This window comes from Nocardioides zeicaulis (assembly GCF_042432345.1).
In the GTDB taxonomy this organism is placed as follows: Bacteria; Actinomycetota; Actinomycetes; order Propionibacteriales; family Nocardioidaceae; genus Nocardioides; species Nocardioides zeicaulis.
Map to the genome: position 1 here is coordinate 213,271 of NZ_JBHLXH010000002.1, position 6,544 is coordinate 219,814.

Sequence of the window (6,544 nt, forward strand, 5' to 3'; positions counted from 1 at the left end):
CCATGACCCCGCACCAGCACCTGCCCGCCCGTCCCTCCCTGCGACGTGCGACGCTCGCGGCCCTCACCGCGCTCGTCACCCTCGCGCCCCTCACCGGCACGGCGGCACACGCCAACCCCGCCGGCTCCCGGCCTGCCGACCACCGCGGCGACGACCGCCCGCACGTGCGCACCGTGGCGGTGCCCACGCTCGTCGGACGCGCCACGATCGACGCCGACCAGCTCGCCCCGGGCCCGCCCTCCGGCGCCCAGATGACGCCCGCCAACGGACGTACCGGCCCCTTCCCCGGCCAGGTCGTGCCGGGCTTCTCCGCCATGCTCGACAACGGCGACGGCACGTTCTGGGCGATGCCCGACAACGGCTTCGGCTCGCAGGCCAACTCGGCCGACTTCCTGCTGCGGATGTACCTCGTGCGCCCGTCCTTCGAGGGCGAGGGCGGCGACGGCTCGGTCGCGATGCCGCGGTTCGTCTCCTTCCGCGACCCCGAACGGCGCGCCGGGTTCCCGATCGTCCACGAGGACACCGCCGACCGCCTGCTGACCGGCGCGGACCTCGACATCGAATCGGTCGTGCGCCTGCGCGACGGCAGCCTGCTCGTGGGCGACGAGTTCGGACCGTTCGTCCTCCACTTCGACGCCGACGGCGTCCTGCTGGACGCCCCGGTCCCGCTGCCGGGCGTCCGCTCGCCGCAGGACCCGTTGCTCGGTGGCGAGCAGCCGACGCTCCCCGCCAGCAAGGGCTTCGAGGCGATGGCCTACGACGGCTCCCGCTACGCCTACCCCGTCCTCGAGGGCGCGCTGGTGGGCGAGGGTGACCAGCGCGTGCGCCGCATCCAGCAGCTCGACACCCGCACGTTGCGCTACACCGGTCGGTCGTGGACCTACCGCACGGTCGAGGCGGCCAACCTCGTCGGCGACGCCTTCATGACCGGCCGGAACCGGATGCTGCTCCTCGAGCGCGACAACTTCGGCGGCGCCCAGGCGGTGACCAAGCGCGTCGTCGAGGTCGACCTCGGCCGCACCGAGCCGGGCGGCCACCTGGTGGCCGAGCCGGTCCTCGACCTCCTCGACCTCGCCAACCCCGCCGGCATCGGTGCGGGCGACGGCTACGGGACCGACGACCCGTTCTCGATGCCGTTCGTCTCCGACGAGACCGTCGTGCAGCTGCGCGACGGCAGCTTCCTGCTCGCCAACGACAACAACTTCCCCGGTGACGACGCCCGCGTCGACGGCGAGCCCGACGACATCGAGTTCGTGCACGTCGCGCTGCGACGCCAGCGCGTGGTCGCCGGCGGCCCGACCGTCTTCGCCCACCGTGGCGCGTCGGGCTACCGGCCCGAGCACACGATCGCGGCCTACGAGCTCGCCGCGCGCCAGTGCGCCGACTTCGTCGAGCCCGACCTGGTGATGACGCGCGACGGCGTCCTCGTCGACCGTCACGAGCCGGAGATCGGTGGCACGACCGACGTCGCGTCGCACCCCGAGTTCGCCGCGCGCCGCACCACCAAGCAGCTCGACGGGCGCGCAGTCACCGGCTGGTTCGTCGAGGACTTCACCCTCGCCGAGCTCAAGACCCTGCGGGCGAAGGAGCGGCTGCCCGACCTGCGGCCCGCCAACACCGCGTACGACGGCTTCTACCAGGTGCCGACGCTCGACGAGGTGCTCGCCTTCGCCCGCCGCACCACCACCTGCGACGGCGAGCCGATGGGCGTGATCCCCGAGATCAAGCACAGCACCTACCTCGCCGCCGCCGGCCTCCCCGCCGAGCAGCCGCTGCTCGACGCGCTGGAACGCAACGGCGTGCGGCCCGGGCGCACCCCGGTCGTGATCCAGAGCTTCGAGGTCTCCAACCTGCGTCGCCTCGACCGGATGACCCGCTTCGACCTCGTGCAGCTCGTCGACTGCAGCGGCGCGCCCTACGACCAGGTCGCGGCCGGCACCGGGGTGACGTACGACGACCTCGTCACCCGCTCCGGCATGCGGGGCATCGCGCGGTACGCCGACAGCGTCGGGCTCTGCAAGGACCGGATGATCCCCCGTGCGGCAGACGGCACGCTCGCCGCACCGACGAGCGCGATCGCGGACGCGCACCGCGCGGGGCTGAGCGTCACGGGCTGGACGTTCCGCCGCGAGAACTCCTTCCTGCCGGCCGAGTACCGCTCGTCCGCCGACCCCGCCGGTATCGGCGACCTGGCCGGTGAGATCCGGGCGTTCCTGGCGGCCGGGATGGACGACTTCTTCACCGACGACCCCGACGTCGGGGCGGCCGTCGTCCGCGGTGCCGACGACGGTCGGGGTTGACCCCGCCCTCGCCCGTGTAGGTAGATGGACCGCCCCTCGCGGGCACTCTCGGATCCTCGGAACTCTCGGAAAGCGACCCCTCATGTCCAGCCACACCCCCGACCTGCCCACCCCCGCCCGTCGGACCGTCGTCACCGGGGCCGCGGCCCTCGCCGCCGCCGGCTTCGTCGCCGCGCCGACCCCGGCGCAGGCGCACGGGCACGGCCACCACCACGGCCGCCCCACGACCCGCCTGACCGTGCTCGGCACGACCGACCTCCACGGCAACGTCCTCAACTGGGACTACTTCAAGAACACCGAGTTCGACAACGCCAAGCACGACGACATCGGCCTCGCCAAGGCGGCCACGCTCATCAAGGCCGCCCGCAAGGCCCTGGGCCACCAGCCGGTGCTGACCCTCGACGCCGGCGACACCATCCAGGGCACGCCGCTGGCGTACTACTACGCACGCATCGACCCCATCACGGGCGGTGCGACCCACCCGATGGCCCGCGCGATGAACCTCGTCGGCTACGACGCCGCGGCGCTCGGCAACCACGAGTTCAACTACGGCATCGACACGCTGCGCACGTTCGAGTCCCAGCTCGACTTCCCGCTGCTCGGCGCCAATGCCGTCGACCCCGCCACCAAGCGCCCGGTCTTCCCGCCCTACGTCATCAAGCGCTACCGGCCGAAGCACGGTCCGGCGCTGACCGTCGGCGTGCTCGGCCTGACCAACCCCGGCATCGCGCTGTGGGACAAGGCCAACGTCGAGGGCCGGATGGAGTTCCCGGGCCTGGTCGAGCAGGCGAGGAAGTTCGTGCCAGAGCTCAAGCGGCGCGGCTGCGACGTCGTGGTCGTCAGCGCGCACAGCGGCGCCGACACCTCCTCGTCCTACGGCGACACCCTGCCGTACCCGGAGAACGCCGCGTCCCTGGTCGCCGAGCAGGTGCCCGGCGTCGACGCGATCCTCGTCGGCCACGCCCACCAGGAGATCGCGCAGCGCTACGTCACCAACACCACGACCGGTCGGCAGGTGCTGCTGTGCGAGCCGCTCTACTGGGGCATGCGGGTCGCGGTGATGGACCTCGACCTCGAGCTGCACCGCGGCCGCTGGAGGGTCGTGGCCAGCCACAGCCAGACGCTCAACTCCAACACCGTCGACGGCGACCCGGCCGTCCTCGCCGCGGTCCGCGGCCAGCACGAGACGGTGGTGGCCTACGTCAACTCCCCCGTCGGCACCTCGACGACCGCGCTGTCGGCCGAGCGGGCCGTCGTGGAGGACGTCCCGATCATCGACTTCGTGCAGTACGTCCAGGCCGACGCCGTCAAGGCCGGGCTCACCGGCGCCGACGCCGCCCTGCCGGTGCTCTCGATCGCCGCGCCGTTCAACCGGGCCGCGTCGTTCCCGTCGGGCCAGGTCACCGTGCGCGACGTCGCGGGGCTCTACATCTACGACAACACCCTGCTCGGGGTGAGGGTCACCGGCGCGCAGGTCAAGGACTACCTCGAGTACTCCGCGCGGTACTTCCAGCAGGTCTCCGGCCCCGGCCCGTTCACGATGGCGCAGGTGACCAACCAGCCCACCGACACCGCGCCCAACGGCACGCCCGACTACAACTTCGACACCGTCGCCGGGCTCGACGCGCCGCTCACCTACGACATCGACATCGCCCAGCCCGTGGGCTCCCGCATCACCGGCCTGGCCTACGACGGCGTCCCGGTCGCGCCCGACCAGGAGTTCGCGATGGCGGTCAACAACTACCGCCAGTCGGGCGGCGGCGGCTTCCCGCACGTCAGCACCGCGCCCGTGGTCTACAACCGCCAGAACGAGATCCGCCAGCTGCTCATCGACTGGGTCACCGCCCACGGCACGATCGACCCGGCGCAGTTCGCCTCGGTCGACTGGCGCCTGGTCTCCGGCGGCCAGCCGGTCACCATCTCCTGACCCGACCCGGCCCGCCTCGACCCGTCCACCGCGCACCCCGTCCGGACCTCCGGGCGGGGTGCGCTGCACTTTCCTGCCGTCGTGACCAATCCGTGACCCCAGCTCGTGCCGAACGCCCCTCGTCACACCAGCCGGGCTCGAGTCCCGGCGGGCCGTCGGAGGCCTCGACGACCTTGAACGACAGCGAGCACCCCCTGAACGGAGTACGCATGTTCGGCAAGGCAGTAGTCACAGACATGATCAACCGGAGCGCGGAGAACGAGACCGACCGCCGCCTCTTCCTCAAGTCGGCCGGTGTCGCCGGCCTCGGCGTCGTCGGCGCCGGTGCGCTCGGTGCCACGGCCCCCGCGATGGCCGCCAGCGGCGTCAGCGACGGCGCGGTCCTCAACTTCGCGCTCAACCTCGAGTACCTGGAGGCGGAGTTCTACCAGTACGCCGCCTTCGGCAAGGGCCTCGACGACAAGCTCACCTCGGGCAAGGGCAAGAAGGGCGGCGTGAAGGGCGGCCGGCAGGTCTCCTTCGCCACCCCGGCGATCCGCAAGTACGCCGAGGAGATCGCGACCGACGAGCTCGACCACGTCGCGTTCCTGCGCAAGGCGCTCGGCGGCGCCAAGGTGGCCCGCCCGGCCATCAACATCCAGGAGAGCTTCACCGCCGCCGCCACCGCGGCCGGCCTGATCCAGCCCGGCCAGACCTTCGACCCGTACGCCAACGAGGACAACTTCCTCCTCGCGGCCTTCGTGTTCGAGGACGTGGGCGTCACGGCCTACAAGGGCGCCGCCCCGCTCATCACCAACAAGACCTACCTCGAGGCGGCCGCAGGCATCCTCGCGGTCGAGGCCTACCACGCCGGCATCGTGCGCAGCGCGCTCTACTCCAAGGGCCTGCAGGACGCCGCGAAGGCGATCTCCAAGGCGCGCGACAGCCTCGACGGCAAGGGCACCAAGGACCAGGGCATCGGCTCCGCAGCCGGCGCCGCCAACCTGGTCCCGACCGACAAGAACGGGATCGCCTACAGCCGGACCCCCGGCCAGGTGCTCAACGTGGTCTACCTCAACCCGAAGTCGGTCACCAAGGGCGGGTTCTTCCCCAAGGGCGTCAACGGCGCCGTCAACAAGAGCGCGTGATCCACGTGCCCGTCATCGAGATCGTCGCGATGCTGATGCTCTCGGCCGTCGTGCTGCGTGCGGCGTGGCTGGTGACCCACCAGTCCGCCCACCACGCAGCGCTGCAGCCGGCGCGTTGGTCGCGCGAGGTCGACCGGGTCCTCGTCGGGCGTCCTGCCCGGCACCGGGCCTGACCCAGGCCCAGACCCTCGGGTGGACCGGGCGCCACGTGCGCCCGGTCCACCCCGGACAGCAGGGAGGACCCCATGTTCGGCATCGGACTGCCCGAGCTCGCCGTCATCGCCTTCTTCGGCGTGGTGCTGCTCGGCCCCGACAAGCTCCCCGGGCTGGCCAGGCAGCTGGCCCAGGGCATCAAGGCCGCCAGGCGCATGGGTGACTCCGTGCGCGACGACCTGCGCTCCTCGCTCGGCGAGGACTACGCCGACCTCGAGCTCCGCGACCTCGATCCGCGCCAGATGGTGCGACGCCAGGTCGAGGAGATCCTCGCCGAGCGCGACGAGGAGGACTCAGACGAAGACTCCGACGACGACTCCGAGGACGACGACGAGGCCCAGGCCTCGCCCCCGGCAACACCCCTCGCACCACACATCGCTGCACCCGTTGAGAGGAAGACAGCATGACTTCCACGACCATCACACCCCTGCTCGTCGGCGGGCTGGGCGGCATGGAGCTGCTCATCATCCTCGCCGTCCTCGTCCTGCTCTTCGGCGCCAGCAAGCTCCCCGAGCTCGCCCGCGGCTCAGGCCAGGCGCTGAAGATCTTCAAGGCCGAGACCAAGGGCCTCATCGACTCCGACAAGGACGAGAAGCCGACCACGGTCACGGCCACCACCACGGCCACGGCCGAGCCGGTCCCGACCCAGGTCCAGGCCCCGGTCCAGACCCCGGTCGCCGAGCCGGTCATCGTCGAGACGCCGCGCGAGCACGACGTCCACCGCGGCTGACGGGAGCACCTGATGTCGATCGCCACCGTCGTGGACGTGCTCCGCGGACCGAGCGCCCGTCCGGGCTCGGTCCCGGGGAGCATGTCCCTGGCCGACCACCTCCGTGAGGTGCGGGCCAGGCTGATCCGCTCCGCGCTCGTCCTCGTGGTGGCGTTCTTCGTCGCGCTGCCGTTCTACGACCAGCTGCTCGCGCTGGTCCTCGGGCCCTACAACCAGGCGCAGACGCTCATCGGCGAGGACACCGTGA

At 71.8% G+C, this 6,544-nt stretch carries 7 protein-coding genes; all 7 read left to right on the plus strand.

Going from position 1 to position 6,544, the window contains the following annotated elements; all coding sequences use genetic code 11:
• Window positions 1-2: 2 nt before the first annotated feature.
• Window positions 3-2,300 carry an esterase-like activity of phytase family protein gene (locus ACFFJG_RS15520; RefSeq protein WP_378519692.1) on the plus strand — a complete coding sequence of 766 codons (2,298 nt, stop codon included), beginning with the start codon at window positions 3-5 and terminating at the stop codon, window positions 2,298-2,300.
• A gap of 82 nt (window positions 2,301-2,382) precedes the next feature.
• A complete protein-coding gene (locus ACFFJG_RS15525; RefSeq protein ID WP_378519693.1) occupies window positions 2,383-4,227 on the plus strand; it encodes a bifunctional metallophosphatase/5'-nucleotidase in 1,845 nt (614 codons plus the stop codon).
• A gap of 236 nt (window positions 4,228-4,463) precedes the next feature.
• On the plus strand, window positions 4,464-5,354 hold the full coding sequence (locus tag ACFFJG_RS15530; RefSeq protein WP_378519694.1) for a ferritin-like domain-containing protein: 891 nt from the start codon (window positions 4,464-4,466) through the stop codon (window positions 5,352-5,354).
• Window positions 5,351-5,527 (plus strand): hypothetical protein, encoded by a 177-nt coding sequence (locus ACFFJG_RS15535; RefSeq protein ID WP_378519695.1) that lies wholly within the window; start codon window positions 5,351-5,353, stop codon window positions 5,525-5,527. Before ACFFJG_RS15530 ends, ACFFJG_RS15535 begins: the two co-directional genes overlap by 4 nt.
• 72 nt (window positions 5,528-5,599) lie before the next feature.
• Entirely contained in the window at window positions 5,600-5,974 is a 375-nt protein-coding gene (locus tag ACFFJG_RS15540; protein WP_378519696.1) for a twin-arginine translocase TatA/TatE family subunit, read from the plus strand.
• A complete protein-coding gene (tatA, locus tag ACFFJG_RS15545) occupies window positions 5,971-6,297 on the plus strand; it encodes a Sec-independent protein translocase subunit TatA (protein WP_378519697.1) in 327 nt (108 codons plus the stop codon). The genes ACFFJG_RS15540 and tatA overlap by 4 nt, the downstream gene beginning before the upstream one ends.
• Before the next feature lie 12 nt (window positions 6,298-6,309).
• A partial coding sequence (locus ACFFJG_RS15550; protein WP_378519698.1) for a twin-arginine translocase subunit TatC occupies window positions 6,310-6,544 on the plus strand: 235 nt, incomplete at its 3' end.

Excerpts from the sequence above, each read along its gene's own strand:
- ACFFJG_RS15540 (WP_378519696.1), top strand. The coding sequence starts at position 5,600 with ATGTTCGGCATCGGACTGCCCGAGCTCGCCGTCATCGCCTTCTTCGGC.
- ACFFJG_RS15530 (WP_378519694.1), top strand. The coding sequence starts at position 4,464 with ATGATCAACCGGAGCGCGGAGAACGAGACCGACCGCCGCCTCTTCCTC.
- ACFFJG_RS15520 (WP_378519692.1), top strand. The coding sequence starts at position 3 with ATGACCCCGCACCAGCACCTGCCCGCCCGTCCCTCCCTGCGACGTGCG.
- tatA (WP_378519697.1), top strand. The coding sequence starts at position 5,971 with ATGACTTCCACGACCATCACACCCCTGCTCGTCGGCGGGCTGGGCGGC.
- ACFFJG_RS15525 (WP_378519693.1), top strand. The coding sequence starts at position 2,383 with ATGTCCAGCCACACCCCCGACCTGCCCACCCCCGCCCGTCGGACCGTC.